This is a genomic window from Alloyangia pacifica (genome assembly GCF_020524285.1).
Lineage (GTDB): Bacteria > Pseudomonadota > Alphaproteobacteria > Rhodobacterales > Rhodobacteraceae > Salipiger > Salipiger pacificus_B.
In genome coordinates, this window is the sequence record NZ_JAIVKX010000004.1 from 226,206 (window position 1) to 252,097 (window position 25,892).

A 25,892-nucleotide genomic window follows, 5' to 3' on the forward strand; every position below is an offset into this window, starting at 1 on the left:
TCGTGAACACGGGGTTATCTGCGGCCGGGCCAAGCCTTCACCAGTTGTCGCGGAACCACTTCACTGCCTTCATGATCGAGCGCGAGGAATAGCGTTCGATCGGGATCTCGAAGTCCCACCATTCGTCCTGCGGATGCGCCGCGAAGAGGCACATGCCGACCGCCGAGGCAAAGCCCGGCCCGGTCACAGCCTGCGGCAGCCCGTGCACGCGCATCGGTCGGCCCAGCCGGACCTGGCTGCCGAGGATGCGGCTCGCCAGCCCGTCGAGGCCGGGAATCTGGCTCGCGGCGCCGGTCAGCACGATCTGCTGGCTCGGCAGGTGCTCGAAGCCGGCCGCGTCGAGGCAGGCGCGGACTTCCTCGAGGATCTCCTCCACCCGCGGGCGCATGATGCCGATCAGTTCGGCGCGGCTTACCTGCCGCCGGTCGTGGTGCCAGTCGCCGGTGTCGCCGGAGATCTCGATCATCTCGCGGTCGTCCATGCCGGTGGCCACGACGCCGCCGTAGAAGGTCTTGATGCGCTCGGCCATGGCCATGGGGATCTGCAGCCCCATGGAGATGTCGCCGGTGACGTGATCGCCGCCCATCGGCACCGCGTCGCCGTAGATCATGTGCTTCTTCATGAAGATCGACACGCCGGTGGCGCCGCCCCCCATGTCGATGCAGGCCGCGCCCAGCTCCTGCTCGTCCTCGACCAGCGCCGCCACGCCGGACACGTAGGCCGAGCTGGCAATGCCCGCGAGTTCGAGGTCGCAGCGCTTGACGCAATGCGCGAGGTTCTGGATCGCCTGGGCGTTCACCGTCAGCATGTGCATGTCGCAGGTCAGCTCGCGGCCGATCTGCCCGCGCGGATCGCTGAGGCCCGAGCGGTGGTCCAGCGCGAAGTTCACTGGCTGCGCGTGCAATACCTCGCGGCCATGGCCGACGTCGGGCACGTCGCAGGCGGAGAGCACCCGCGCCACGTCCTGCTCGGTCACCATGCTGCCGTCGATGCTGACCTGGCCGTCGAGCCCGTAGCTGCGCGGCTCGGCGCCGGAGAAACAGGCCAGCACGTGGTCGACCCGGATGCCCGCCATCTTCTGCGCCGCCTGCACCGCGGTGCGGATCGCGCGCTCGGTCTCGGTCATCGCGGCGATCTCGCCGAAGCGCACCCCGCGCGAGCGGGTGGTGGCGGCGCCGATGACCCGGAAGCCGGCCTGCCCGGCCAGCGAGCCGACGCCGCTATCGGTGCCGCGCTCGGTGCCGTCGAAGCGGAGCACCAGGCAGGCGATCTTCGAGCTGCCCACATCCAGCACCGCAACGACACCGCGCTGCATCGCCGCCTTGCGCATGTTGCGCATCGCGCGCTGGGACTCGTAAAGCTCGAACATTATCGTGTTTCCCCGGTCTCGATGGACTTGATCCGCCAGTATTCCTGTGCCGCCGCATCGTGCAGCCGCAGTGTCGGACGCTGCGCCAGCCGCAGGTCCACCGCCGCGATGTCGCGCGACAGCATGTCGACCGCGCCATCCATCGCCATCGCCCGTTCGAGCGCCTGCACGGCGCCCTCCTCGGGCAGCATGATGCGTTGCCCGCCGTCCAGGACCACGTCCCAGCGGCGATTGCCGATGCGCTCCAGGCCGCGCAGCCGCGCGGCCATCGGCGCCGCGGCCGCGAAGAGCTCCAGCGCCTCGGGCACGCGGCTCTCGGCCCCGGCCCCGGCGATGACCGGCAGATCGACATGCGCCGCCCGCGTGCCCGCCGGACCGACCAGCACGCCGCTATCGTCCAGCAGCTCCAGGCCGCGCAGCCCGCGCCAGAGCACCACCGGCACGCGCTCGACGATGGACACCTCGAGCACCCCGCCCTGCTTGATCCGCAGGCTGGCCGACTTCACCGCGTCGAGGCCCGCAACGATGCCGCGCATCTCGTCGAGATCGAGGTCGAAGGAGCTGAGCGGGAAGTCGAGCGACAGGATCTCGCGAACGTCCTCGGCAACGCCGTCGCTGGCGCCGTCGATGGCCATGAGGTCGACGCGGAACTCCGGGCGGCTCTCGATCTGATCCCGGATCGAGTTGACCGCGCCGAAGAACGCCTCGCGGTTGCTGTCGATGGCGAAATACCAGCTCGCGCCGCCGACACCGATCAGGAAGGGTAGACCGAAGCGCAGCGAGAAGCGGAAGAGCGGCGTCAGCATGAGCCGCTCGAGCCGGTACTTCAGCCGCGAGGGCGCGGGATCGGAGCGGAAGACCTGGGCACGCGCGCCCTGGCCCTGCGGTGCGCGTGTCGGCGCGGCGCCTACCTGTCGCATGAGGCATCCTCCACCATCCAGCGGCAGAGCGCGCCGAACTCCATGCCGCAGGCCTGCGCCTGCTCGGGCGCCAGCGAGGTCGGCGTCATACCGGGCTGGGTGTTGGTCTCGAGCAGCACCAGCCCGTCAAGGCCGCGGCTCTCGTCCCAGCGGAAATCGGTCCGGCTCAGGCCACGGCACCCGAGCGCGCGATGGGCGCGCAGCGCGTAGTCGAGGCAGGCGTCGAAGATGTCCTGCGGAATCTCCGCGGGCACCACGTGGCGCGATCCGCCCGCCTTGTATTTGGCGTCGTAATCGTACCAGCCGTCGGTGAGGATGTCGGTCACGGTGAGCGCACGGTCACCGAGCACCGTCGTGGTCAACTCGCGGCCCGGCGCATAGGTCTCGACCATCACCGTCTCGGGCATCTCGTCAGAAAGCTGCGGCGGCTGGTTGGCCCCATCCATCACCAGGTAGACGCCGACCGAGCTGCCCTCGTTGTAGGGTTTCACCACGTAGGGCGGCGGCAGCATGTGGCTGGCGGCCACCTCGGACTTGGACGCCAGGACGCTGTCGACCACCGGCAGCCCGGCCGCGCGGTAGACCTGCTTGGAGCGCTCCTTGTCCATGGCGACGGCCGAGGCCAGAACGCCGGAATGGGTGTAGGGAAGCCGCATCCACTCGAGCAGGCCCTGCACGCAGCCATCCTCGCCCCAGCGGCCGTGAAGTGCGTTGAAAACAACGTCGGGAGACAGGTCCGCAAGCCGCACGGCCAGGTCCGGCCCCGCGTCCAGTTCGATCACCTCAAATCCCTCATTCCGCAAAGCGGCGGCACATTCCCGACCGGAACTCAGCGAGACCTCGCGCTCAGCCGAAGGTCCGCCCATCAATACCGCCACTTTGGGAGCTGCCCTGCTCGACATCCCCAAAACCGCCTCGTTGCGCGGGCCATGCCCGCCATGCCTGCCGCCGGGGTTTGCCCCGGTCAGCCGCCCGCGTGCCGCTCAATTCGGCGCGCGAACCTGATTCACCACGGCGCGCGACCCTGAGTTGATTCTGGGAAGACTGCCGCCTCGTTCATCGCACCCTGCCTGGGGGTGCTGCTTTTATCGTTGGGGCGTGTAACGCCCTCAGTTTTCAAGCGGATCGCCGACCCGCATGATTTCCCACTGTAGCTGCAAACCACTGTGTTGGAAAACCCTTTTTCGAACTTCCTCGCCGAGACCTTCAAGATCGGCGGCACTTGCCTCACCGGTGTTCACCAGGAAGTTGGAATGCATCGGGCTCATCTGCGCCCCGCCCCGCGTGGCGCCGCGCATTCCGGCCTCGTCGATCACCTTCCAGGCCTTCAGGTCATGCGTGTCGTCCGCGCGCCCGGTCGAGCTGAATCCCGCCGGGTTGCGGAAGGTCGAGCCCGCGGTGCGGTCCTTCGTCGGCTGGGTTTCGTCGCGCTTTTTCAGCTGCGCGTCCATCCGCGCCGCGAGCTCTTCGGGATCGCCCTGCGGCCCCTCGAAGACCGCTTCGACGACCACCGCGCCCTCGGGCAGCTCGGACTGACGGTACTGCAGCTTCAGCTCGGCGGCCGGCAGGGTCAGCAGCGCACCGTGCCGGGTCACCACGCGCACCTCGACCAGGTGATCGGCGACATAGGTGCCGTAGCATCCCGCGTTCATCCGCACCGCCCCGCCGATCGAGCCGGGAATCGTACGCAGGAAGGTCAGGTCCACCCCAGCCTGCGCCGCGCGCCTCGCCACATGCGCGTCAAGCGCCGCGCAGCCTGCGGTGACGCGGGTGCCTTCGGTCTCGATGCCATTGAAGCCGCGCCCCATGCGGATCACCACCCCGCGCATGCCGCCGTCGCGCACGATCAGATTCGAGCCGACGCCCATCGGAAAGACCGGCACCTCCGCCGGCAGCGCGGCGAGGAAATCCTGCAGATCCTGCAGATCGGCGGGCTGGAACAGCACCTCGGCGGGCCCGCCGACGCGCAGCCAGGTGAGTTCGGAAAGCGGGCGGCCTTCGGTCAGGCGGCCCCGGACGGGAGGGAGCTGGTCAATCATGTGCAGCGTTCTGACGCGTTCCGCGGCGCGGGTAAAGGCCCCGCGACAGGATCAGGATACGCGCCCGCGCAGCCAGCGCAGAAGGTAGAGCACCGGCCAGCGCAGCACGCTCGCCCCGGCGATCAGCACCAGCAGCGCCACCCAGGGGCCGTTCTGCCACCACACCCAGCCAAGCAGCGGCAGGCCGAGCGCGATCAGCACGTAAGCGCGGCTCCAGTGATTGTCACGCGAGGGGATCATCGCCAGCACATTGGCCAGCACCAGCCAGAGACAGGCGAGAAAGAGCGATAGGGTCATGCGGCAACTCCGGCAGCTCGGGCCAGAGTGGCGCAGGTATGGGCAAGTCGCAAGCTAGCCGCGCGTTGAGTGACCGCCCGGCCCCAAAACGAAATCGCTCGGCGAGCGCTGACCCGCGTCACCTCAGATCAGCATCCCGGTGAGGAAGCGCCGCACCGGCCAGGCCACCAGCAGCCCTCCCCCGGTGCTGGCGATGAGCGCCGCGCTGCCCGAGGGGTCGTGATGGATCTGCAGCGCCAGCCCCGCGAAGAAAGCCAGCGCGAAGAAGAAGACGAGGCGGCGCAGGATCCCCAGCACCGCCACCGCCGAGAGCAGGACGATCACGCCCGCGATGGCCCAGAGCACGCTCATGGCCAGCCCCGACTCACGTCTCCAGCCGCGCGGGCAGATTGTTGGCCCAGGCCGAGATCGTCCCCGCGCCGAGGCAGACCACCATGTCACCCGGACGCGCCTGCTCGCGCACCAGCCGCTCGAGATCGTCCTCGGAGAGGATCGCGCGGGCGTGGCGGTGGCCGTGACGGATCAGCCCGGCGACGAGATCGTCGCGGCTCGCGCCCTCGATCGGCTCCTCGCCCGCGGCGTAGACCTCGGCGATGGCGACCACGTCGGCCTCGTTGAAGCAGGTGCAGAAATCGTCGAACAGCGTGTGAAGCCGCGAGTAGCGGTGCGGCTGGTGCACCGCGATCACCCGGCCTTCCGAGGCCTGCCGCGCCGCCTTCAGCACCGCAGCGATCTCCACCGGATGGTGGCCGTAGTCGTCGATGATCGTCACCCCGTTCACCTCGCCGACGCGGGTGAAGCGGCGGTTGACGCCACCGAAGCCCGCCAGCGCCGCGCGGATCTCGTCGGCGGTCATGCCAAGGTGATGCGCGATGGCGATGGCCGAGAGCGCGTTCGAGACGTTGTGATCGCCGGGCATCGGCAGGGTGCAGCCCTCGATCACCGTGTCCTCGGCCTGGAAGGCGACGTCGAAATGCGCCACGCCCTTTTCATAGCGCAGGTTGACCGCGCGCACGTCGGCCTGGGCGTTGAACCCGTAGGTGATCACCCGGCGGTCGGTCACCCGGCCCACCAGCGCCTGCACCTCGGGGTGGTCGGTGCAGCAGACGGCGACGCCGTAGAAGGGAATGTTCGAGACGAACTGGTAGAAGCCGTCGCGCAGCTTCTCGATCGAACCCCAGTGCTCCATGTGCTCGGGATCGATGTTGGTGACGATGGCGATGGTCGCCGGCAGGCGGTTGAAGGTGCCGTCGCTCTCGTCGGCCTCGACCACCATCCACTCGCCGAGACCGACGCGGGCGTTCGAACCGTAGGCGTGGATGATGCCGCCGTTGATCACCGTGGGATCGAGATCCCCGGCATCCAGAAGCGTCGCGACCATGGTGGTGGTCGTGGTCTTGCCGTGGGTGCCCGCCACCGCGATGTTCGACTTGAGCCGCATCAGCTCGGCCAGCATCTCGGCCCGGCGGACCACCGGCAGGCCGCGCCGCCGCGCCTCGTCGAGCTCGGGGTTGCCCGGCTTGATCGCCGAGGAGATCACCACCACCTGCGCGTTCTCGAGGTTCTCGGCGCGCTGGCCCTCGAAGACCACCGCGCCCAGCGAAACCAGGCGCTCGGTGATCTTGGAGCACTTGAGGTCCGACCCCTGCACCGCGTAGCCGTGGTTGAGCAGCACCTCGGCGATGCCCGACATGCCGATGCCGCCGATGCCGACGAAGTGGATCGGGCCGACATCGCCCGGTAGCTTGGTCGCCGGGCTCATGCGCGCGCCTTCCTCGGTGAATTTCTCATCTTTCATCTCTGCCCCGTCTCCTGCTCATACGCCTGCTCTTTTTCTTCGCCGGAGTAATAGGCATCCGGCTCTTCTTCGTATGTATCCTCGGATCCGAACCCTGCCAGTTCCTCGACCATCTGCGCCAGACCGAGCGCGGCGTCAGGATGCGAGATCGACAGCGCCGCGCGCGACATTTGCGCAGCGCCCTCGGGGTTGCAGAGCACCGCCATCATCGCCTCGGTCATCGCCTCGACCGAGAGCTTGCTTTCCGGAATGCGGATCGCGGCGCCGGCATCGACCAGCCCCTGCGCATTGACCGTCTGGTGATCCGCAAGCGCGGCCGCGTAGGGGATCAGGATCGAGGGCCGCCCGATCACCGAGATATCGGCCACCGAGGACGCGCCCGAGCGCGAGATCACCAGCTGCGCCTCGGACATGCGCGCGGGCACGTCGTTGAAGAAGGGCTGCACCTCGGCATCGATGCCGTGCTCGTAGTAGAACTTCGCCACCCGCTCGCCGTCCTCGTCGCGCGCCTGGTGGCTGATCCGCAGGTGGCGCAGGATCTCCATCGGCAGGCGTTCGATGGCGGGCGGCACCACGTCCGACAGGATGCGCGCGCCCTGCGAGCCGCCGATCACCAGCAGCGACATCGGGTAGTCGCCCGGCGGGATGTAGCCCGCCCCCGCCCGCTCGCGCACGGCGTTGCGCACCGGGTTGCCGACAGGGATGCCCTCGACCCCTTCGGGCAGGCGCGTCGGCCAGGTGCCGCAGGCCACGGCATCGACCTTGCGGGCGAATTTCTCGTTCACCTTGCCCAGCACGCCGTTCTGCTCGTGGATCATCGAGGGCAGCTTCAGCAGCCGCGCCGCGCCAAGCGCCGGGATCGACGGGTAGCCGCCGAAGCCCACCACCACGTTCGGACGGTCGCGGCGGAAGCGCCGGGCCATGGACAGCACGCCCTTCACGATGCGCAGCGGCACCATCGCCTTGGAGACGATGCCGCCCCGCGCGAAGGTGGCCGAGGAGACCTCTTCGATCTCGGTGGAATGCGGAAAGCCGCCGGTGTAGCGCGCCCCGCGGGCATCGGTCGAGAGCTTCACCCGCCAGCCGCGGCGCAGCATGATCTCGGCCAGCGCCTGCGCCGGAAACATGTGCCCGCCGGTGCCGCCCGCCGCGATGACCAGAAGGGGCTGCTTGCCTTGGTCCGGCCCGCCGTGTTGCGCCATGTGCTCGACCTCGTTCCTGCGCGGGGTCTTGTGCCCCGCTGCCTCAATTCATCACCGCACCGACTCGTCTCGTGACCCGGGCGCGCTGACACGGTTTCGCGCCCGTCTAACGCAGCCGGGCACGGCGCGAAAGCGCCGCATCCCGGGCCCCGGATCAGCGCATCCTTGCGCGCAGGATCTCGCCGATCTCGCCCTGCGGGCGAGTGCGGGTGAAGGCCAGCAGCATGCCGACGGCAATGCCGCCCGCGATCAGCGACGAGCCGCCGTAGCTGACGAAGGGCAGCGTCATGCCCTTGGCGGGCAGCAGGCGCACGGCGACGCCCATGTTGATCATCGCCTGCACGCCGAACATCGCGGCAAGGCCGGTCCCGGCGAGACGGATGAAGGGATCGCGCTCGCGCATCAGCCGCAGCATCGAGCGCACCACCACCGTGGCGTAGAGCGCGATGATCACCATGACCAGCACCAGCCCGTATTCCTCGGCGGCGACGGCGATGATGAAGTCGGTATGGGCGTCCGGCAGCGACCATTTCACCTGCCCCTCGCCAACGCCGACGCCGAAGAAGCCGCCCTCGCGGATGGCGTTGGTGGCGTAGCCGAGCTGGGTGGTGGGGTCGACGTCGGGCGTCAGGAAGCCGTCGATGCGGCGGGCGAAATGCTCGGAGTTGTTGTAGGCAAAGGTGCCGCCCAGGACCACCAGCCCGGCAAGGCCGAGCAGCAGGACCATCGGCGCGCCGCCGACGAACCACATCACGCCCCAGCCGAAGAGCACGAGGCAGGCCTGCCCGAAGTCGGGCTGCAGCGCGAGGGTGATGACGATGGCGCAGGTCAGGCCGAAGGACCAGCTCTTGCCCGGCGGGCCGCCGATCTCCTGGCTCGCAGCCATCAGCCATGCGGCGACCACGGCGAAGACCGGCTTGAGGAACTCCGAGGGCTGCACCGAGGCAAAGCCCAGCGAGTACCAGCGCACCGCGCCCTTGCCGAAGTCGGTCCCCAGGACGGGCAGCGCCAGCAGCGAGGCGAAGGCGAAGGCAAAGCCGATCACCGCCGCGCGGCGCACCATCACCGGGGTCATCATCGAGGTCAGGAACATCGCGGTCAGCGCCAGCCCACCGAAGAAGGCCTGCCGCTGCACGTAGTGGAAGGGCGCGAAGCCGTTGCGCTCGGCCAGCGGCGGCGAGGCCGCGAGCCCCAGCAGGATGCCGACCCCGAAGAGCATCAGCACGCAGGACAGCGACCACCTGTCCACCGTCCGCCACCATTTGGGCAGGACAGGTTCGCCATCGCGCACGGAGACCGCGCCGTAGACCATTTCCGTCATGGGAATACCGCTCAATTTGCCTGATAGCCCGGGTTTTCCCGGGTCTTGCGGCAGAGGCTAGCACCTGCGGTGCCTTTTGGGAAGGGTCACGGCGGCGGCCTCCCCGCGCGTCCGCCGCAGGTGCACGCCGGCGCGGCAGGCCATCTGACGACCGTGCGGCCCAAGGCCTGACGCCCCTTGCGACGTCGAGAGCGGGCAGCGGCTGCGCCCGCTCCCGGGGGCTCACTTCTTGCCGAGGAACTGGCCGACGATCGCGGTCAGCACGCCGCCCCCGGCCGCGCCGCCAAGAAGCTGCCCGATCAGGGCACCGATATCCATGCCGCCCGCGGCGGTGGCCGCATCGGCCGCCGCCGTCGGATCGCCGCCGCCGAGAAGCGCGCCGATCGCCGAGCCGCCGAGGATGCCGCCGACCGCGCCCGACAGAAGCTTCGGAAGCACCGCCATGCCGACGGTCTTGACCACCTGCCCCGCGACGCCCCCGCCGACCATCCCTGCAATTGCCTGAACAATGAGTGCTGCAATACCTTCCATGAATGCATTCCTTATGGTTGCGCCGAAAAATATCGGTCGCCTCATGATAGCGTGATGCCGCGGATGCCGTTAGGTAAATTTTGCGCTGTTCATCCCCGGACCGGGAGCGGCGTCAAAGCCGCCGTCTGGCAGAATGGGAGAGACAGGGGACGACACGTCCCATGCCTTCGCTGCCTCCGGGAAGGTCCACGCCTAGCGCAACGCCCCGGACTGCCTGCGCCGTTCAGCCCGCGCGGCGTTCGGCGATCGCGGTGCCCGCGGCCCAAGCGGAAGACCAGGCCCATTGGAAATTGTAGCCACCCAGCCAGCCGGTGACATCGACCGCCTCGCCGATGGCATAGAGCCCCGGGACCGTCTTCGCCTCCATGCTGCGCGAGGACAGCGCCGCGGTCGAGATCCCGCCCGCCGTGACCTCGGCCTTGGCGTAGCCCTCGGTGCCCGTCGGGTGGAAGGTCAGCTGCGTCAGTGCGCCCGCGACCCGCTCGAGCTCGGCGTCGGAGCTGTTGCCGAGCTCCTTCTCCAGCACGATCCGGGTCGCCAGCACCTCGGCCAGGCGGTTCGGGAGATGTTCGCTCAGCGCCGCGCGCAGGTGGCTGCGCGGGGCGCGCCGCCGGGCCTCGCGCAGCAGGTCCATGGCATTGTCGAGCAGCGACAGCACGACGGGCTCGCCCGGTTGCCAGTAGGACGAGACCTGCAGGATCGCCGGCCCCGAGAGGCCCTTGTGGGTGAACAGCGCGGCCTCGCGGAAGGAGGCCGTGCCGACGCGCGCGGTGACCGGACAGGAGACGCCGGAGATGTCGCGGAAGGCCTGTGCGTCCGCCCCCAGCGTGAAGGGCACCAGCGCGGGGCGCGGCGTGACGAGAGGCAGGCCGAACCGCTCGGCGATCTGGTAGGCGATGCCGCTCGCCCCCATCTTCGGGATCGACGGCCCGCCGGTGGCGATGACCATCTGCGGTGCACGGGCCCCGGCAACGCGGAAATGCCCGTCCGCGTGACCGACCTCGCCGATCTGCGTCGACAGGCGGATGTCGACTCCGCCGCGGGCGCATTCCTCGAGCAGCATCGCCACCACCTGCCGAGCCGAACCGTCGCAGAAGAGCTGGCCCAGGGTCTTCTCATGCCAGGCGATGCCGTAGCGCTGGATCAGTCCCAGGAAGTCCCATTGCGTGTAGCGCGCGAGCGCGGACTTGGCGAAATGCGGGTTCTCCGACAGGAAGCACTCCGGCCCGGCGCCCATGTTGGTGAAGTTGCAGCGCCCACCGCCCGAGATCAGGATCTTCTTGCCCGCCTTGTCGGCATGGTCCAGCAGGAGCACGCGCGCCCCCGCCTGCCCGGCGGTTGCGGCAGCCATCAGACCGGCAGCCCCGGCACCCAGCACGATCACGTCATATTCCATGCCCGTCCTCTACGACTCGCGGACGGGGGAGAAAAGAGGGCATCGTGGTCCCCTGCCCCCGCGCCCTGCCGGTCGCGAGGGTCACAACACCGCCGACGCGCGCGAGGACTCTTGAAATCGTCACCCTTCCGTTACATTTTGTCATGCGATTGTCACATCAGGCAGCCTCATGGCCTTCACCGACCACCCGACGCTCTATCCCAGCAACTGGCTCCGGGACCTGCACGCGCAGGTGCCGCGCAAGGCGCTGCGCGACATGTGGAACCGGCTGCGCTACGGGCCGGGCGCGCCGCTGTCGGACGAGTTGATCCGGGTCGATGCCCGCGACGTGAACTACATCTACGCCGGCAAGCGCCCGCTGCGCCGCCAGCAGAGCGGCATGATCCTCGGTGGCAACTGGGACCAGCAGCGCCGCTCGGTCGAGGACAACCGCAAGCTGCTGAGCTGCCGCATGCATTTCGAGGGCGGCACGCCCTGGCGCGACACGCCGCTGTTCCAGAAGCTGCTGGCCGAGATCGCCCAGGGCAAGACCCCCGACGAATGCGCCACCGAAGAGCAGCTCGTGGCCCGCTACAAGCGGCTCGACGAGGTCTTCGAAGAGACCCGCCGCCGGGGCCGCCTGCTGACCCGGGCCGAACTGCCCGAGTATTTCCGCCGCGAACACGGCGGCATCCTGCTGCACGTCGGCCGCGACGGCACGCTGTTGCGCACCGGAGGCGGGGCACACCGCTTCGCCATCGCCCGCATCCTCGACCTGCCGAAGATCCCCGCGCAGCTCGGCGTGGTGCACCCGCAGGCGTTCTACGGCGGGCTGCTGGCGCCGATGCGCGACACCTGACGGCGTGCCGCCGCGCGAGGTCTCAGAGCCCCGCGCGCACCTTCTCGGCGAAATCCTCGCCGCGCTTCTCGAAACTGTCGTACTGGTCGAAGCTCGCCGCCGCGGGCGCCAGCAGAACGACGTCGCCCGGCTGCGCCTCGGCCCGCGCCTGCGCCACCGCGGTGGCCATGTCGGTGCAGACCTCGGCCTCGACGCCCGGCAGGCCAAGCGCGAAGGTCGCGGCCTCGCGGCCGATCACATAGGCCTTGGTGACATGGGCCAGCCCCGGCGCGAGCCCGGAGAGCCCGCCCTCCTTCATCAGCCCGCCGCAGATCCAGCGGATGTTCTTGAAGGCCAGCAGCGCCTTCACCGCCGCATCGACATTGGTTGCCTTGCTGTCGTTGACGAAGGTCACGCCGCCGGCCTCGGCCACGATCTGGCTGCGGTGCGGCAGACCCTCGAAGCTGTGGAAGGCCGCCTCGATCTGCCGCGGCGCCACGCCGAGCGCCCGGCAGGCCGCATAGGCGGCGCAGGCATTCTGGTGATTGTGCGCCCCCGGCAGCCCCCTGACGGTGCGCAGGTCGATCGAGGCCACCTGCCGTCCCTTGCGCCACTCGGTGAGAAAGCCCTTGCGCGCATAGACCAGCCAGCCCGGCCCGGCGAGCTTGGTGCCCGACGACACGCGGATCACCCGGTCGTCGGTCGGCGCCTCGGAGAGCTGGTTTGCAAGGTAGAGCCCCTCGTGCTCGTCCACGCCGATCACGCAGCGGTCCGGCCCGCCCTCGGCGAAGAGCCGGCGCTTGGCGGCGAAATAGCCGCCCATGCCGCCGTGCCGGTCGAGGTGGTCGGGCGAGAGGTTGGTGAAGACCGCCACGTCCGGGGTCAGCGACCGCGCAAGATCGGTCTGGTAGCTCGACAGCTCCAGCACCACGACGCCGCCGTCACCCGGCGGGTCGATGTCGAGCACGCCGCGGCCGATGTTGCCCGCGAGCTGGCTCTCGCGCCCGGCGCTCTGCAGGATGTGGTGGATCAGCGCCGAGGTGGTCGACTTGCCGTTCGAGCCGGTCACCGCCACCACCCGCGGCGGGGAATCGTACATGTCCCAATCCGACCCGGGGCTGGCCAGCGAGCGGAAGAACAGGCCGATGTCATTGTCCACCGGCACGCCCGCCGCCCAGGCGGCGACAATCACCGGGTTCGGCGCGGGGTAGAGATGCGGGATGCCCGGCGAGACCACCAGCCAGTCGACGCCGTCGAAGCCGCCCGCCCTGGCCAGTTCGCGGCTCTCGAAACCCTCGGCCTCGGCGGTCTCGCGCGCAGAGGCGTTGTCGTCCCAGACCAGCACCGAGGCGCCGCCCTCGCGCAATGCCCGCGCCGCCGAGAGGCCCGAGCGGCCAAGTCCCAGCACCGCGACGGTGCGCTCCTCAAAGCCGGATACCGGAATCATGCTACTGCCCTCATGCCTGCGATTGCCCTCGCCTCACGGCTAGCGCATCGGCGCGGCACGCACCAGAGCGCGGCAAATCTCTTCGAAGAGATTTGCACCCTCCTTCGAAGGAGGGTGCCGCTGCCCTGAGCGCCTCAGCGCAGCTTCAGCGTGGCGAGCCCGATCAGCGCGAGGATCAGCGAGATGATCCAGAAGCGGATGACGATCTGCGGCTCGGCCCAGCCCTTCTTCTCGTAGTGGTGGTGGATCGGCGCCATCAGGAACACCCGCTTGCCGGTGCGCTTGAAATAGAGCACCTGGATGATCACCGAGAGCGCCTCGACCACGAAGAGACCGCCGACGATGGCCAGCACGATCTCGTGCTTGGTGGCCACGGCGATGGCGCCGAGCGCACCGCCGAGGGCCAGCGAGCCGGTGTCGCCCATGAAGACCGCCGCGGGCGGGGCATTGTACCACAGGAATCCGAGCCCGCCGCCGATCAGCGCGGCGGTGAAGATCAGGATCTCGCCGGTGCCGGGCACGTAGTGCACGTCGAGATACTCGGTGAAGTCGGTGCGGCCCACGGCATAGGCGATGATGCCCAAAGTGCCGCCGGCGATCATCACCGGCATGATGGCCAGCCCGTCGAGCCCGTCGGTCAGGTTCACCGCGTTGGCGGCGCCGACGATGACGATCATCGCGAAGGGCACGAAGACCCAGCCCAGATCCAGCAGCGCGTTCTTGAACACCGGGAAGGCCAACTGCCCGGTCAGATCGGCCGGGTGCAGCCAGGCCGCCCAGGTCGCCGCGATGGCGGCGATGGCGAAACCGATCAGCAGGCGGACCTTGCCCGAGACGCCGTCGGTGTTCTGCTTTTTCACCTTGGCATAGTCGTCGGCAAAGCCGATGGCCGCGTAGCCCATGGTGACGAAGAGCACCATCCAGACGAAGCCGTTGTCGAGCCGCGCCCAGAGCAGCGTCGAGGTGAGCAGCGCGCCGACGATGAGCAGCCCGCCCATGGTGGGGGTGCCGGCCTTGACGAAATGCCCCTCGGGACCGTCGGTGCGGATCGGCTGGCCCTTGCCCTGCCGCTTGCGCAGCACGTCGATCAGCGGACGCCCGAAGAGAAAGCCGAAGATCAGCGCGGTCAGGAACGCGCCACCCGCCCGGAAAGTGATGTAGCGGAAGAGGTTGAAGACATCGCCGCCGTCACTCAATCCAGTCAGCCAGTAGAGCATGAGCCCCGGTCCTTCTTGTCAGATAGTGGCGGGCGCATGACCCATTTTGTGGATCGCGTCAACCACGCGCGCCAGCGCCATCGACAGCGAGCCCTTCACCAGCACGACATCGCCAGCATCCAGGTCATGCCGCACCCGCTCGGCCATGGCAGCGCTGGTCTCGGCCCAATGGCCGCGTTTTTCCGGCGGCAGCGCCTGCCAGAGATCGCGCATCAGCGGGCCGACGCAATGCACGATGTCGATCTTGGCCATCGACGGGTGCTCGGCCAGCGCCGCGTGCAGCGCGTGCTCCTGCGTGCCCAGCTCCTTCATGTCGCCGAGGTAGGCAATGCGGCGCCCGTGGTCGACCCGCCCCACCCCGTCCTTCGGTTTCGCCCCGGCGAGCACCTCGAGCGAGGCGCCCAGCGAGGCCGGGTTGGCGTTGTAGGCGTCGTCGATGAGCTCGAGCGTCAGCTGCGTCTCGACCGGGTCGAGCGTGATGACCTCGCGCAGGCCGCGGCCCGCCCCGGCCTCCCATTGCCCCAGCGCGGTGATCGCCATGGCCCGGTCGAGCCCCAGCGCGTGCACCACCGCCAGAACACCCATGCCGTTGACGGCAAAGTGACGGCCCGGCACCGCGACCTTGTAGAGCACATGCGTGCGCCAGGCCCGGCCCTGCGCCACGGTGGTCGCGTCGCAGATGGTGACCTGCTCGACGCGGTGGTGGTTGCCCGCCGCCTCGCCGAAGGTGATCACCTGATCGGCCTTTGCCTCGGCCATTTCGATGAGCAGCGGCGAGACCTCGAGGTCGCCGTTGACCACGGCGATGCCGCCGGGCTCCAGCCCTTCGAAAATGGCCGCCTTTTCGCGCGCGATGCCCTCGAGGCTCTCGAAGGCCGCGAGGTGCGCCGGCGCGACGATGGTGATCATCGCCACATGCGGCCGCGCCATGCGCGACAGCGGCGCGATCTCGCCGGGGTGGTTCATGCCGATCTCGATGACGGCGAAATCCACGTCGGCGGGCATCCGCGCCAGCGTCAGCGGCACGCCCCAGTGGTTGTTGTAGCTCTTCTCGGCGGCGTGGACGGTGCCCTGCGCGCTCAGAACGGTGCGCAGCATCTCCTTGGTCGAGGTCTTGCCGACCGAGCCGGTTACCGCCACCACCTGCGCCCGGGTGCGGGCGCGTGCGGCGCGTCCCAGCGCCTCGAGCCCCTGCAGCACGTCGTCCACCAGCAGCAGCGGCGCATCCTCCGGCACGCCCTCGGGGATGCGGCTGACGAGGGCAGCCCCCGCCCCCTTCTCGAGCGCCTGCGCCACGAAGTCATGCGCGTCGCGCGCCGCGGTCAGCGCCACGAAGAGATCGCCCTTCTCCAGCGTGCGCGTGTCGATCGAAACGCCGCTGACGGTCCAGGTGCCGATGGCGCGCCCGCCGGTGGCGCGCGCCGCGTCTTCAGATGTCCAGAGGGTCACAGGCCTCTCCCGTCCAGGGCTGCCACGGCGACGCTCGCCTGCTCGACATCGTCGAAGGGGTAGATGGTGTCGCCGACGATCTGGCCGGTCTCATGGCCCTTGCCGAGGATCATCAGCGCATCGCCGGGCTGCAGCAGGTCGACGCCGCGCAGGATCGCCTCGGCCCGGTCGCCAACCTCCAGCGCGCCGGGCGCGCCCTCGAGCACCTGCGCGCGGATCGAGCCCGGATCTTCCGAGCGCGGATTGTCGTCCGACACGATCACCATGTCGGCATGTTCGGTGGCCGCCGCGCCCATCAGCGGGCGCTTGCCCGGATCTCGGTCGCCGCCGGCGCCGACGATGGCGATGAGACGACCCATGACGTGCGGGCGCAGCGCCTGCAGCGCGGTCGAGACCGCATCGGGGGTATGGGCGAAATCGACATAGACCGCCGCGCCATTGTCGCGGGTCGCGGCGAGCTGCATGCGCCCGCGCACGGTCTCCAGCCGTTCCAGCGCCGGGAACACCTGCTCGGGCTCGGCGCCGCAAGCCAGGGCGAGGCCCGCGGCGAGCGCCGCGTTCTGCCCCTGGAAGCCGCCGATGAGACCGAGGCGCAGCTGCTGCACGGCCCCGCGCCAATCCAGCCGCAGGTCCTGCCCCGTGGCGTGGAACCGCTGGCCGAGAATGCGCAGGTCGCTGCCCGTCGCCTCGCCGACCGAGATCACCTCCTGGCCGCGGGCCCGGGCGATGGCCATCATGTCGACGCCGCGGGCGTCATCGATATTGATCACCGCCACGCCCTCGTCGGGCAGCACGCGCGCGAAGAGACCGGCCTTGGCCGCGAAATACTCTTCGAAATCCGCGTGATAATCGAGGTGATCCTGGGTGAAGTTGGTGAATCCCGCAGCCTTCAGCTGCACGCCGTCGAGGCGGCGCTGGTCGAGCCCGTGGCTCGAGGCCTCCATGGCGCAGTGATCGACCCCTGCCTCGGCGGCACCGGCCAGCGCACGGTGCAGGGTGATCGGCTCGGGGGTGGTGTGCTTGAGCGGCGCCTGCCAGTCGCCCTCGACCCCGGTGGTGCCGAGGTTGATGGCGCGAAAGCCCATGTCCTGCCAGATGTGGCGCAGGAAGGTGGCGACAGAGGTCTTGCCGTTGGTGCCGGTCACCGCGACGGTGACCTCGGGCTGCCCGCCGAACCAGAGCGCGGCGGCATAGGCCAGCGCCTGCCGCGGGTCGGCGGCGATCACCAGCGCGGCCTCGGAGCCGGCCAGCGCCTCGGCGGCCAGCGCCGCGCCCTCGGCATCGGTGAGAATGGCGGAGGCGCCCTGTTCCAGCGCCGTGGGGATGAAGGCCGCGCCGTGCACCTTGGTGCCGGGCAGCGCCGCAAAGAGATGTCCCGAGGTCACCTCGCGGCTGTCGACCGACAACCCCGTCACCCGCGCCTCGCGACCACCCCGTGCGGTCAGTCCCAGCTCGCTGAGGTTCTTGCCCTCTCCAATGACGGCGCCCATGACGGCCCTTTCATCTTTGTATTTCGGATATGCACGGCCCCGAAAAACGGGCCGGAGGCCAGCGCCGGATCAGTTGCGAACCAGCGTGACCTCCTCCTGTTCTGGCACATCGTAGTCCGGACGCAAGCCCAGAAGCGGCGCGATCCTGCCGATCATCTCGGCGGCCACCGGCACCGCGGTCCAACCGGCGGAGCGGCGCGGACGGCTGCCCGAGGTCTCGACCGGCTCGTCGAGCGTCACCACCAGCGCGTACTTGGGATCATCCGCCGGGAAGACCGAGCTGAAGGTCGCGATCACCTTGTCCTTGTAGTAGCCGCCGCCGCGCTCCTTGGGCTTGTCGGCGGTGCCGGTCTTGCCGGCCACCTTGTAGCCCGGCACGTCACCGAAGCTGGCGGTGCCGTCGGTCACAACCAGCCGCAGCATGTGGGTGGCCTCGGCCGCGACCTGCTCGGACATCACCGTGGGGCCGTAGTGCGGGCCATCCTGCTTGAGCAGCGTCGGGCTGACCTTGTGGCCGCCGTTGGCGATCGCGGCATAACCCGCCGCCAGGTGCAGCGGCGAGGCCGACAAACCGTGACCGTAGGAGATGGTCACCGTGCTGAGGTCGGTCCAGCGCGACGGCAGCAAGGGTTTGCCGCCCGAGGCTTCGGTCAGCTCGACCCCCGTGGGATCGAAAAAGCCCATGGATTTCAGGAACTCCTGCTGGCGCTCCGGACCGATCGCCAGCGCGATCTTGCCGGTGCCGCGGTTGGAGCTGTGCTGGATGATGCCCTCGACGGTCTGCTTGCCGTAGTTGTGGCCCTCGAACTCGCCGATGCGGAAGCCGCTGACCTTCATCGGCGGCGAGGTGTCGATCACCGTGTCGGGCCGCACCAGCCCCAGATCGAGCGCCTGCGCGGCGGCAAAGATCTTGAAGGTCGAGCCCAGCTCGTAGACCCCCTGCACCGCGTGGTTGAACAGCGGGCTGTCCGAGGGGCGGCCGGAAACCGGCGGGTTCGGGCGGTCGTTCGGATCGAAATCGGGCAGCGAGACCATGGCGAGGATCTCGCCGGTGTGCACGTCGAGCAGCACCGAGGCCGCGCCCCGGGCGTTCATCAGCTTCATGCCCGAGGACAGCACGCGCTCGGTGGCGGCCTGCACCGTCAGGTCGATGGACAGCTCCAGCGGCGCGCCGCCGCGGGCCGGATCGCGCAGCTCCTCGTCGAAGTAGCGCTCGATCCCCGCGGTGCCGATGACCTCGGCCGAGGCGACGCCTTCGCGCCCGAAGCTGGCGCCTCCAAGGATATGCGAGGCGAGCTTGCCGTTGGGATAGAGCCGCATCTCGCGCGGGCCGAACAGAAGCCCCGGCTCGCCGATGTCATGCACCGCCTGCATCTGCTCGGGGCTGATCTTCTTCTTGACCCACATGAACTTGCGCTTGGGGTTGGTGAAGTCCTTCACCAGCCGTTCGTGGTCGAGATCGGGGAAGATCTTCATCAGCTCGTCCGCCGCGCGCACCGGCTCGATCATCTGGTGCGGGTGGGCGTAGAGCGAGTGGGTCTCCATGTTGGTGGCGAGCACCCGGCCATGGCGGTCGACGATGTCGGCGCGCGAGGCGATGATCGACGCGCCCGAGGCCGCGGCCCGGGGCTCCTCGGCCTGCGATTGCGCCAGCATGCCCATGCGCAGGCCGATCACGATGAAGGCGCAGAAGAACACGAGGCCGAGCACCAGCAGCCGGCCTTCGGCCCGGGTCCGGGCCTTGTCGCGCATCTGTTCGTGCCGGATACGGAGGTTTTCGCGTTCGATCGCATCCGGGTTTTCGCCGCGGCGTCGGGCGTCGAGGACGCGGGCCAGCGGGCGAAGCGGGATGCGGCCGTTCATTGCAGCGCCCCCGATTGCGCCTTGGCGCCGGCGCTTGTCACGTCGACGAGATCGTTGAAGACCAGCGCGCGGTTGTCGGGGTAGTTCACCTGGTCGATGCGGCCGAACTGCTCGGGACGCATCGGCAGCAGGCCCAGCCGCTCGAAGTTCAGCTCGGCAAGGTCGCGCAGCCGGTCGGGGCGGTTGAGATAGGCCCATTCGGCGCGCAGGATCGCCAGGCGGGCGCGGGCATCGCCGATGTCGCGCTGCAGCTCGCGCACGTGGTCGAGCGAGGCCTGGGTCTTGTAGTTCTCGTGGTAGGCCCAGAAGGCCAGCCCGATCACCGCCATGAAGGTGGTCACGTAGAGAAGCGTTCGCATCAGCTCTTTCCTCTCAGCTGGGGCATGGAAAGCACCCCCGACTCGATATCTCCGGCCTCGGCCGTGGTCCGCCGCCCGACGCGCAGCCGGGCCGAGCGCGCGCGCGGGTTCCGCGCCAGTTCCTCGTCGTCCGGCCCCACCGCCTTGCGGGTGACCAGATCGAAGCGCGGCTGTTCGGTTTCGACCTGCGGCTCGTAGCGGCTGACCGAGGACAGCCGGCCCGAGCGCGCCTGCAGGAAGCGCTTGACCATGCGGTCCTCGACCGAATGGAAGGTCACCACGGCCAGTAGCCCGCCGGGCTTCAGCGCCCGTTCGGCGGCCATCAGACCGCGCCACAGCGCGCCGTACTCATCGTTCACCGCGATGCGCAGCGCCTGGAAGGAGCGGGTCGCGGGGTGGGATTGGCCGGGCTTGGGACGCGGCAGGCAGGCCTCGACGATCGACGAGAGCCGCGCCGTGGTCTCGATCGGCTCCACCGCGCGTTCGCGCACGATGGCCTTGGCGATGCGCCGCGAAGCGCGCTCTTCGCCGAAGGTGTAGAGAACGTCCGCCAGCGTGGTCTCGTCGAGCCGCTTCACCAGGTCGGCGGCGGTCTCGCCCGACTGTTCCATGCGCATGTCGAGCGGGCCGTCCTTCTGGAAGGAAAAGCCGCGCTCCGCCCGGTCCAGCTGCATCGACGACACGCCCAGATCGAGCACCACGCCGTCGACGTTCTGCGCGTGGGCGTCCATGTTGGCGAAATTGTCTTCGACCAGCTCGAGCCGCCCGCCGTATTCGCCGATCCAGCTTGCCGCCATCTGGTGCGCCAGCGGGTCGCGGTCGATGCCGATCACCTTGTCGGCGCCCGCCTCGAGCAGTCCGCGCGAATAGCCCCCTGCCCCGAAGGTGCCGTCGATCCAGGTGCCGTGCACCGGGGCCACGGCCTCCAGCAGCGGCCGCAGCAAGACGGGAACATGCGGAGCGGCGTTGGGGTCCTTGGGCGCCGCCATGGCTCAGGCCTCCTCGGTTTCGTCGTCTTCGTCGAGAAGCTCGAGCGGATCGAAGTCCGGCGGCATCTCGTCGAGGAATTCTTCGGTTCCGCCCAGTTCGATCTCCTCGAAGGTCTCGGGCTTCCAGATCTGGAAGGTGTCGACGTTGGAGGCGAAATAGGCCCAGTCTTCAAGGCCGATCTTATCACGCAGCTTGGCCGGAAGCACGATGCGCCCGGTTTCATCAACGCTGGTGGTGACGGATTGGGTCGAGAAGAGACGCTCCAGAAGGCGGCGCTTCTGCGAGCCGCGCTTCATCGCCGAGATGCGGTCCTCGACGGCCTCCATCTCCTCGATCGTGTAGCATTCGAGATATTTGCGGCGATGATCGCCGTAGACGATCACGAAATTCGGGTTAATGCCCTGGGTCCAGTCGGGATCACCAGCTTCGAGCACACGGCGAAAAGAGGCTGGGATCGACACCCGCCCCTTACTATCCACCTTGTTGCGGCTCTCGCCTCTGAACCTAAGCCTGCGGCCCACTGTCCCTACTCTCACCCCGTTTGAACGAAATACGGCGGGTTGATCTGCTGCCACCGATCAACCCGCCGCCTTGACCCGTGTTACGGGCTGGTCCAGCTACGCACGCCACCTGGGGGGATGTCTGCTCGCTCACGCGCTGGATTCTTCATGTCAACGAAGGGCGGGTGCCTGTATGAACCTGCTCGTTTTATATTTCTGGGATGTTCGCCGGGGTCGTTTGCTGCCCCTTATCCCGTCCCTTCGTCGTGATTAACGGTATGTCATGGGATTTCATGGGAAGCAATAGAAATTTGAGGGAGAATCCCCCTGCATGTTGTTCCACAGACCCCTGTAGAACAACATATTGAGGCAGTTTTGCCCCTGAATCACGAATATGTGGTAAGCGGGAACCCACCCATCACAAGATGTGGTAACGCTGCCGTGACAGAAAAAACTTCCACGAATTCCCAAAAAAATTTGTACGGCGGGCGGAATCGCGGGTCTGTGAGCATTTCTCACGCCAGCGAGATCGCATCAACCCTTGAATCGGAACAGGAATGCTTGCCGTGACGACCTGCGCCCGGAAGGCCACGCCACTCCCGCCCATCCCCGTCCCACGAATTCCCATGCCGCCCATGAATTCCCATCCCATGGTTTCCCACCGCGGCCGCGAGAGATGTCGTCCTGCCTGCAAGCGGCGCGACGGACCGCTTCACTGCCGCGCAGCCGGGCATTGACGTGAACGTGTAGCCGCGCCGCCGGCTCTGCGCTGGCTTTCGCACGCGCAGCATGATCTCTGGTCTAAATGGATCGCATTTCGCTTCTCACCCTCGCCCTCGTCCTCGGTCTCGCCACGCTGGTCACCGCGCTCACCGTGGGCCCGCGGCTGCCGCTCGCGGATGCCCTGATGAATGACAAGCTGCAGCACGCGCTCGGCTTCGGCGCGATCATCGCGCCCGCCGCCTTCCTGCGTCCGCGCTGGCTCTGGGTGCTCGCCCCGGCGGCGATCGCCTTCGGCGGGATGGTCGAGGTCGTCCAGGCCTATGTCGGGCGTGATGCGGAGCTGAGCGATTGGGCCGCCGATATCGTCGGTGTCATGGCTGCCTCGACGCTGGCGATCCTGCTGCGCGGCCAGTTGCACCGGCGCGGACTGCTGCGCGGCCTCTGATCCGGGGCTCCTTCAGCGCGCTGCCTCGAAGCCCTCGAACAAAGTGCAGTAGTGAGCGTAGGCCGCCGGATCGAGCCGCCAGAGATTGCGGTACTGAGGCATGAACCCCGCGCCGCCCCCGGCCTCCAGCGCGCGGATGTTCTCGGGCTTCGGCCCGTGGAAGTGCACGATGGAGACATCCCGACCGATGCCCCAGTAGGGCTTCCAGTTCATCCCGTGCGGCAGCCGCGCATGCCGCCAGCGGAAGACGCTGTTGTAGCTCACCTGGTCGTGCCCCGGCGGCGACCAGGGCTCGCGGAAGCGGCGCGCGACCGAGGCGGCGAAGGGCTCGGCCAGCGCCCGCAGCTTTGGCACGTTCATCACCAGCACCCCGCTGTTGAAATGCGGGTAGCGCCAGCGGTAGCGCTCGGGCGCGGCGGCGAGCGGCTTGCTCAGGCGCGGCGGTGTCGGGTGGGCGAGGAACATCACGTCGACATCGGTGTAGAGAACAAAGTCGTCCTCCTGCTCGAGCGCGGGAATGTCGAGGCGCAGCCAATGTCCCGAGAAGGTGTCATAGGCCTCGCCATAGGCGCGGCGCAGCAGCGGCTCGAGCGAGCTGCGGTGCCCGATGACCTCGACGCCAAGCGCGCGCAGCCGCGCCACATGCGCCTCGGAGGCGCCGTTATAGAGGCAGATCGGGCGCAGCCGGGTCTTCGCGAGACAGGAGGCCACGGCGACCCGCACCTGCACCAACACCTGCTCGAAGCCCTTTTCGTTCAGGCAGAAATACCACTTGCGAAGTTCCGTCGTCATTCCGCCCACGCGTCCAGTCACCTAGGGCGCCGTTAAAGGCCATGCCCGGGCGGCCATCAACCCAATTCCCCGCAGATTCCCCGCAGCGCGCCAGGATTGCCCGCACATCCGGCAACCGCGCCACGCCGCCCTTCCGCCAAGGCGCCGCCGCCTTGACCCTGCCCCGCGCATGTCTGATACCTGCGCGCAAAGGACGAACCCATGACCACTCCCCTGATCACCGACAGCCACTGTCACCTCGACTTCCCCGATTTCGACGAAGAGCGCCCCGAGATCATCGCCCGCGCGCTCGAGGCCGGGGTGCATCGCATGGTCACCATCTGCACCCGCCTGCGCAACGAGCCGCAGGTGCGCGCCATCGCCGAGGCGAACGAGCCGGTGTTCTACGCCGCCGGCACCCACCCGATGAGCGCCGCCGAAGAGCCCCTGGCCTCGGTCGACGAGCTGGTGGCGCTGGCGCAGCACCCGAAGTTCGTCGGCATCGGCGAGACCGGGCTCGACTACCACTACACCGCCGAGAGCGCCGAGGTTCAGAAGGTCTCGCTGGGCATCCACATCGAGGCGGCGCAGGAAACCGGCCTGCCGCTGATCATCCATGCCCGCGCCGCCGATGACGACATGGCCCGCATCCTCTCCGAGGCCCACGCGCGCAAGCCCTACGCCTGCGTCATGCATTGCTTCAGCTCCTCGCCCGAGCTGGCGCGTGCGGCGCTGGACTGCGGCTTCTACATGTCGATGTCCGGCATCGCCGCCTTCCCCAAGTCGAAGGACCTGCGCGAGATCTTCGCCGCCGCTCCGCTCGAGCGCATCCTGGTGGAAACTGACAGCCCCTACCTCGCGCCGCCGCCCTACCGCGGCAAGCGCAACGAGCCGGGCTACACGGTGCACACCGCCAAGGTCGGCGCCGAGGCGTTCGGCCTCAGCTACGAAGATTTCGCCGCGGCCACCGAGGCCAACTTCGAGCGTCTCTTCGCCAAGGCCGCCGCCTGGTCCCCGGCGCGGAGCACCGCCGAATGAACGGCGAGCTGCGCTTCACCATTCTCGGCTGCGGCTCCTCTGGCGGCGTGCCGCGGCTTGGCGGAAAATGGGGCGATTGCGATCCCGCGAACCCGAAGAACACCCGCCGCCGCTGTTCGATGCTGGTCGAGCGCGAGGGGTCCGACGGCACCACCCGCGTGCTGATCGACACCTCGCCCGACATGCGCGCACAGCTGCTCGACGCGGGCATCGGCCATCTCGACGCGGCGGTCTGGACCCACGGCCATGCCGACCACACCAACGGGCTCGACGACCTGCGCCAGATCGTCTTCAACCGCGGCTCGCGCCTGCCGGTCTGGGCCGACGCCGACACGCAGAACGACCTGATCTCGCGTTTCGGCTATGCCTTCGTGCAGCCCGAGGGCAGCCCCTACCCGCCGATCTTCGACCTGCATGCGATCCAGGGGCCCTTCACCATCGAGGGCGCCGGCGGCGCCATCGAGCTGACCCCGATCAAGGTCGACCACGGCAGCATCGACGCGCTCGGCTTCCGCATCGGCGGCCTCGTCTATATGCCCGACGTGGTGCGCATCCCCGAGGAGGCCTGGAGCCAGCTTCAGGATCTGGATTGCTTCATCGTCGACGCGCTGCGCCGCACGCCGCATCCGACCCATGCGCATCTCGACCTGGCGCTGGACTGGATCGCCCGGGCGCAGCCGCGCGAGGCGGTGCTGACCAACATGCACATCGACCTCGACTACGAGACGCTGGCGGCGGAAACCGCCGATCACATCCACCCGGCCTACGACGGGATGGTCCTGCGTTATGCGCTCTGAGGAGAAGCGCCGCGCAGACCTCCCGGGCCGCTGCCCGCCGCAAGGCCCCACGCCGCAATCCCTGACCCACCGCCGGAGCCCGCAGGCGCCCCGGCGCGCGCATTGAAAGCTCCTCTCCCATGCAGGCCCTTCTCGACGTCATCCTCCCGGTCTTCATCGTCATCGGCGCGGGCTACCTCGCCAGCTGGCGCAAGCTGCTGACCGACAATGCGATCGACGGGCTGATGGGCTTTACCCAGACCATCGCCGTGCCCTGCCTGCTGTTCCGCGCCATGTGGCAGCTCGATCTCGGCGAGTACTTCCGCTTCGACCTGCTGTTCTCCTTCTACGCCGGGGCGATCACCTGCTTCTTCGTGGCGCTGCTCGGCGCGCGCTTCATCTTCGGCCGCGACTGGGAAGACAGCGTGGTGATCGGCTTCTGCGGGCTGTTCTCCAACTCGCTGCTGATCGGCCTGCCGATCACCGAGCAGGCCTATGGCGAGGCCGCGCTGAACGGCAACTACGCGATCATCGCGATGCACTCGCCGCTCTGCTACGCCATCGGCATCACCGCGATGGAGATCGCCCGCGCCCGCGGCACCGAACTGCGCCGCCTGCCGATCACCATCACCCGCTCGCTGTTTCGCACGCCGATGGTCATCGGCATCTCGATCGGCATCGTGTTCAACCTGCTGAACGTCGAGCTGCCGCATCCGGTGACCGAGGCGCTGGGGCTGATCACCCGCACCGCCCTGCCCTGCGCGCTCTTCGCACTCGGCGGCGTGCTCTTTCGCTACCGCCCCGAGGGCGACCTGCGTACGATCCTCTTCGTGTGCGCGCTCTCGCTCGGGCTGCACCCGCTGATCACCTACACGCTCGGCACCGCCTTCGCCCTGCCCACCGACGCCTTCCGCTCGGCGGTGGTCACCGCCTCGGTGGCGCCGGGGGTGAACGCCTATGTCTTCGCCAACCTCTACGGGCGCGCCAAGCGCGTCGCCGCCTCCTCGGTGCTTCTGGCCACCGGCATGTGCATCGTCACCACCTGGGCCTGGCTGCACCTGCTGCCCTGACGGCTCGCACCGCCCCCGGCTTCTTCTCTTTCAAAATACGCCGGGGGTGAATTGGCCGCAGGCC

The 25,892-nt window shown here is 68.7% G+C and carries 25 protein-coding genes; 5 read left to right on the forward strand and 20 right to left on the reverse strand.

Annotation, left to right across the window (positions count from 1 at the left end):
* Window positions 1-37 precede the first annotated feature (37 nt).
* The 11 genes from ftsA to LC039_RS07455 form a co-directional block, all read right to left on the reverse strand.
* Window positions 38-1,369, reverse strand: a complete 1,332-nt coding sequence (gene ftsA / locus LC039_RS07405; protein WP_226622764.1) for a cell division protein FtsA — start codon at window positions 1,367-1,369, stop codon at window positions 38-40.
* On the reverse strand, window positions 1,369-2,289 hold the full coding sequence (locus tag LC039_RS07410; RefSeq protein ID WP_226622766.1) for a cell division protein FtsQ/DivIB: 921 nt from the start codon (window positions 2,287-2,289) through the stop codon (window positions 1,369-1,371). Before LC039_RS07410 ends, ftsA begins: the two co-directional genes overlap by 1 nt.
* Window positions 2,277-3,191: a D-alanine--D-alanine ligase gene (locus tag LC039_RS07415; protein WP_226622767.1), complete on the reverse strand. Its 915-nt coding sequence runs from the start codon at window positions 3,189-3,191 to the stop codon at window positions 2,277-2,279. Before LC039_RS07415 ends, LC039_RS07410 begins: the two co-directional genes overlap by 13 nt.
* A gap of 207 nt (window positions 3,192-3,398) precedes the next feature.
* Window positions 3,399-4,328: a UDP-N-acetylmuramate dehydrogenase gene (gene murB / locus LC039_RS07420; protein WP_226622769.1), complete on the reverse strand. Its 930-nt coding sequence runs from the start codon at window positions 4,326-4,328 to the stop codon at window positions 3,399-3,401.
* A 51-nt stretch (window positions 4,329-4,379) separates the two neighbouring features.
* Complete coding sequence (locus tag LC039_RS07425; RefSeq protein ID WP_226622771.1) at window positions 4,380-4,625, reverse strand: DUF2484 family protein; 246 nt, start codon at window positions 4,623-4,625, stop codon at window positions 4,380-4,382.
* Between the two features lie 123 nt (window positions 4,626-4,748).
* Window positions 4,749-4,976, reverse strand: coding sequence for a hypothetical protein (locus LC039_RS07430; protein ID WP_226622773.1), 228 nt, complete (start codon window positions 4,974-4,976; stop codon window positions 4,749-4,751).
* A gap of 13 nt (window positions 4,977-4,989) precedes the next feature.
* Complete coding sequence (murC, locus tag LC039_RS07435; RefSeq protein ID WP_226623209.1) at window positions 4,990-6,387, reverse strand: UDP-N-acetylmuramate--L-alanine ligase; 1,398 nt, start codon at window positions 6,385-6,387, stop codon at window positions 4,990-4,992.
* Window positions 6,388-6,419: 32 nt separating this feature from the next.
* On the reverse strand, window positions 6,420-7,625 hold the full coding sequence (locus LC039_RS07440) for a UDP-N-acetylglucosamine--N-acetylmuramyl-(pentapeptide) pyrophosphoryl-undecaprenol N-acetylglucosamine transferase (RefSeq protein WP_226622775.1): 1,206 nt from the start codon (window positions 7,623-7,625) through the stop codon (window positions 6,420-6,422).
* 154 nt (window positions 7,626-7,779) lie between these two features.
* Window positions 7,780-8,946: a putative peptidoglycan glycosyltransferase FtsW gene (locus LC039_RS07445; RefSeq protein WP_226623210.1), complete on the reverse strand. Its 1,167-nt coding sequence runs from the start codon at window positions 8,944-8,946 to the stop codon at window positions 7,780-7,782.
* A 222-nt stretch (window positions 8,947-9,168) separates the two neighbouring features.
* Window positions 9,169-9,477, reverse strand: a complete 309-nt coding sequence (locus LC039_RS07450) for a hypothetical protein (protein WP_226622777.1) — start codon at window positions 9,475-9,477, stop codon at window positions 9,169-9,171.
* Window positions 9,478-9,700: 223 nt separating this feature from the next.
* Window positions 9,701-10,873 carry an NAD(P)/FAD-dependent oxidoreductase gene (locus tag LC039_RS07455; protein ID WP_226622784.1) on the reverse strand — a complete coding sequence of 391 codons (1,173 nt, stop codon included), beginning with the start codon at window positions 10,871-10,873 and terminating at the stop codon, window positions 9,701-9,703.
* Window positions 10,874-11,042: 169 nt separating this feature from the next.
* Here LC039_RS07455 and LC039_RS07460 point away from each other — a divergent pair, with 169 nt between their 5' ends.
* Window positions 11,043-11,711: a hypothetical protein gene (locus LC039_RS07460; protein WP_226622786.1), complete on the forward strand. Its 669-nt coding sequence runs from the start codon at window positions 11,043-11,045 to the stop codon at window positions 11,709-11,711.
* Between the two features lie 22 nt (window positions 11,712-11,733).
* On the opposite strand, the gene murD is transcribed toward LC039_RS07460, so the two are convergent.
* The 8 genes from murD to mraZ form a co-directional block, all read right to left on the reverse strand.
* Entirely contained in the window at window positions 11,734-13,137 is a 1,404-nt protein-coding gene (gene murD, locus LC039_RS07465) for a UDP-N-acetylmuramoyl-L-alanine--D-glutamate ligase (RefSeq protein WP_226622787.1), read from the reverse strand.
* Window positions 13,138-13,271: 134 nt separating this feature from the next.
* Window positions 13,272-14,354 carry a phospho-N-acetylmuramoyl-pentapeptide-transferase gene (gene mraY, locus LC039_RS07470; RefSeq protein ID WP_226622788.1) on the reverse strand — a complete coding sequence of 361 codons (1,083 nt, stop codon included), beginning with the start codon at window positions 14,352-14,354 and terminating at the stop codon, window positions 13,272-13,274.
* An 18-nt stretch (window positions 14,355-14,372) separates the two neighbouring features.
* A complete protein-coding gene (locus LC039_RS07475; RefSeq protein WP_226622789.1) occupies window positions 14,373-15,803 on the reverse strand; it encodes a UDP-N-acetylmuramoyl-tripeptide--D-alanyl-D-alanine ligase in 1,431 nt (476 codons plus the stop codon).
* Complete coding sequence (locus LC039_RS07480) at window positions 15,800-17,293, reverse strand: UDP-N-acetylmuramoyl-L-alanyl-D-glutamate--2,6-diaminopimelate ligase (RefSeq protein ID WP_226622790.1); 1,494 nt, start codon at window positions 17,291-17,293, stop codon at window positions 15,800-15,802. Before LC039_RS07480 ends, LC039_RS07475 begins: the two co-directional genes overlap by 4 nt.
* 69 nt (window positions 17,294-17,362) lie before the next feature.
* Window positions 17,363-19,156, reverse strand: coding sequence for a peptidoglycan D,D-transpeptidase FtsI family protein (locus tag LC039_RS07485; RefSeq protein ID WP_226622791.1), 1,794 nt, complete (start codon window positions 19,154-19,156; stop codon window positions 17,363-17,365).
* Complete coding sequence (locus LC039_RS07490) at window positions 19,153-19,515, reverse strand: cell division protein FtsL (RefSeq protein WP_226622793.1); 363 nt, start codon at window positions 19,513-19,515, stop codon at window positions 19,153-19,155. The genes LC039_RS07485 and LC039_RS07490 overlap by 4 nt, the downstream gene beginning before the upstream one ends.
* Entirely contained in the window at window positions 19,515-20,504 is a 990-nt protein-coding gene (gene rsmH / locus LC039_RS07495; protein WP_226622794.1) for a 16S rRNA (cytosine(1402)-N(4))-methyltransferase RsmH, read from the reverse strand. Before rsmH ends, LC039_RS07490 begins: the two co-directional genes overlap by 1 nt.
* Window positions 20,505-20,507: 3 nt before the next feature.
* Window positions 20,508-21,026: a division/cell wall cluster transcriptional repressor MraZ gene (mraZ, locus tag LC039_RS07500; protein WP_226622798.1), complete on the reverse strand. Its 519-nt coding sequence runs from the start codon at window positions 21,024-21,026 to the stop codon at window positions 20,508-20,510.
* 784 nt (window positions 21,027-21,810) lie between these two features.
* On the opposite strand from mraZ, the gene LC039_RS07505 reads away from it, so the two are divergent.
* Window positions 21,811-22,173, forward strand: coding sequence for a teicoplanin resistance protein VanZ (locus LC039_RS07505; RefSeq protein WP_226622799.1), 363 nt, complete (start codon window positions 21,811-21,813; stop codon window positions 22,171-22,173).
* A 12-nt stretch (window positions 22,174-22,185) separates the two neighbouring features.
* On the opposite strand, the gene LC039_RS07510 is transcribed toward LC039_RS07505, so the two are convergent.
* Window positions 22,186-22,965, reverse strand: a complete 780-nt coding sequence (locus tag LC039_RS07510) for a glycosyltransferase (RefSeq protein ID WP_226622801.1) — start codon at window positions 22,963-22,965, stop codon at window positions 22,186-22,188.
* 201 nt (window positions 22,966-23,166) lie between these two features.
* Between LC039_RS07510 and LC039_RS07515 the strand changes: the two genes are divergently transcribed.
* The 3 genes from LC039_RS07515 to LC039_RS07525 all read left to right on the forward strand — a co-directional run bounded on the left by LC039_RS07515 (window position 23,167) and on the right by LC039_RS07525 (window position 25,828).
* Complete coding sequence (locus tag LC039_RS07515) at window positions 23,167-23,982, forward strand: TatD family hydrolase (RefSeq protein ID WP_226622802.1); 816 nt, start codon at window positions 23,167-23,169, stop codon at window positions 23,980-23,982.
* Window positions 23,979-24,779, forward strand: coding sequence for an MBL fold metallo-hydrolase (locus LC039_RS07520; RefSeq protein ID WP_226622804.1), 801 nt, complete (start codon window positions 23,979-23,981; stop codon window positions 24,777-24,779). The genes LC039_RS07515 and LC039_RS07520 overlap by 4 nt, the downstream gene beginning before the upstream one ends.
* A gap of 119 nt (window positions 24,780-24,898) precedes the next feature.
* Window positions 24,899-25,828: an AEC family transporter gene (locus tag LC039_RS07525; protein ID WP_226622805.1), complete on the forward strand. Its 930-nt coding sequence runs from the start codon at window positions 24,899-24,901 to the stop codon at window positions 25,826-25,828.
* Window positions 25,829-25,892 lie beyond the last annotated feature (64 nt).